This is a genomic window from Streptomyces sp. NPDC055078 (genome assembly GCF_053607985.1).
This window is the reverse complement of the sequence record NZ_JBSGUP010001007.1, coordinates 1-1,931: the sequence shown is the minus strand read 5'-3', so window position 1 is coordinate 1,931 and position 1,931 is coordinate 1. Positions and strand designations below refer to the sequence as shown.

Sequence of the window (1,931 nt, the reverse complement as noted above, 5' to 3'; positions counted from 1 at the left end):
GGGGGAGGGGGGGGGCCCGCCGCCGGGCCGCCCCCGCGCGTCGGGCGCGCCGGGGGCGCGGGGGGCGGTCCCGCCCCGGGCCGCCGGCCAGGCCCCCGGCCGGGGGGCGGACGTCTGCGGCTGGGGCTGTGCCTGCGGTTGTGGCTGTGCCTGCGGCTGATGCGGCTGTGACTGCGGCTGGGTCGGCTGGGTCCGCGCATCGGCGGGGGGCGCGGGGGCTTCGGCAGCGACGGGAGCAGGGGGAACAGGGGCGGCATGGGCGGGGGCAGGCCCCTGGGACACCACCGGTCCATCCGGCCCGGGCATGTGCGCCGCGGCCCCGGGCCCGGGGATGTATCCCATCGGGGGACCGGACGGAGGCCCGGCCGAGAAGACCGCGGCTCCCCGCTCCAGCCGGTCGAGCCGCGTCTGAAGTGAACGCTCGTCGTCGAAGGCCGCCGGCAGCAGCACCCGCGCGCAGATCAACTCCAGTTGCAGCCGCGGCGAGGTGGCACCGCGCATCTCGGTGAGTCCGGCGTTGACCAGATCCGCGGCCCGGCTCAACTCGGCCGCACCGAAGACCTCGGCCTGCGCCCGCATCCGGTCCACCACATCCGCCGGGGCGTCGATCAGCCCCTTCTCCCCCGCGTCCGGCACGGCGGCCAGGATCACCAGATCCCGCAGCCGCTCCAGCAGATCGGCGACAAAGCGCCGCGGGTCGTTGCCGCCCTCGATGACCCGGTCCACGACCTCGAACGCGGCGGCGCCGTCACCCGAGGCGAAGGCGTCCACGACCGAGTCGAGCAACGACCCGTCCGTATATCCGAGGAGGCCGGTGGCCATGGCGTACGTCACGCCTTCCTCGGTCGCGCCCGCCAGCAACTGGTCCATGACCGACATCGAGTCCCGCACCGACCCGGCGCCCGCCCGGACGACCAGCGGCAGCACCCCGTCGGCGACCGGGATGTCCTCCTTGCCGCACACCTCGCCGAGGTAGTCGCGCAGTGTCCCCGGCGGCACCAGCCGGAAGGGGTAGTGGTGCGTACGCGACCGGATCGTGCCGATGACCTTCTCCGGCTCGGTGGTCGCGAAGATGAACTTGAGATGCTCCGGCGGCTCCTCGACCACCTTCAGCAGAGCGTTGAAGCCCTGCGGGGTGACCATATGGGCCTCGTCGATGATGTAGATCTTGTACCGGCTGCTCGCGGGCCCGAAGAACGCCTTCTCGCGAAGATCACGGGCGTCATCCACACCGCCGTGCGACGCCGCGTCGATCTCGATGACATCGATCGACCCCGGTCCGTTGCGCGCAAGATCACGGCAGGACTGGCACTCCCCGCAGGGCGTGGGCGTCGGCCCCTGCGCGCAGTTCAGACACCGCGCGAGGATGCGCGCACTGGTCGTCTTGCCACAGCCCCTCGGCCCGCTGAACAGGTACGCGTGATTGACCCGGTTGTTCCGCAGGGCCTGCTGCAGCGGGTCAGTGACATGCTCCTGCCCGATGACCTCGGCGAACGACTCGGGGCGATAGCGGCGGTAGAGCGCAAGGGACGACACACCTACGAGGTTATCGGGGCCCACCGACAACCGTCGTCCCCCCGCCCCACCCCGCACCCCGACCCCACTCCCGAACCCCACCCACGCCCCACCCGCCCCCCGGAACGCAAGGGCCCCTCACGCACCCGCCAGAGCCGACCTACCCTTGCTGCCTTCCGGCCCTGGGGGAGTTCAGTCAGATAGCGCCACGTGAGGGGCTCCGCACAGGGTACCCGATCCCGAGGGGTGCGAACGAGTTCGCAAGCAGTCCTCACCGTCTTGTATTGTTTGCCGCGGAGGATTCGCCTAGTGGCCTAGGGCGCACGCTTGGAAAGCGTGTTGGGGGCAACCCCTCACGAGTTCGAATCTCGTATCCTCCGCCATTGCTCTCACCGGGCAATACGTCGATGGGCCCC

General features: G+C 71.5%; 1 protein-coding gene, 1 tRNA gene and 1 other RNA gene. 1 reads left to right on the top strand and 2 read right to left on the bottom strand.

The genetic code is table 11. The annotated features are described in order from the left end of the window. Together ACWF94_RS39615 and ffs are read right to left on the bottom strand one after the other, a co-directional pair. Positions 1 to 1,536 (bottom strand): DNA polymerase III subunit gamma and tau (locus ACWF94_RS39615; protein ID WP_453500004.1); only part of this gene is annotated, 1,536 nt, incomplete at its 3' end. Between the two features lie 106 nt (positions 1,537 to 1,642). Further along, an RNA gene (gene ffs / locus ACWF94_RS39610) (signal recognition particle sRNA small type) lies at positions 1,643 to 1,737 on the bottom strand. A 73-nt stretch (positions 1,738 to 1,810) separates the two neighbouring features. Here ffs and ACWF94_RS39605 point away from each other — a divergent pair. After that, positions 1,811 to 1,898, top strand: a tRNA-Ser gene (locus ACWF94_RS39605). Positions 1,899 to 1,931: the final 33 nt, after the last annotated feature.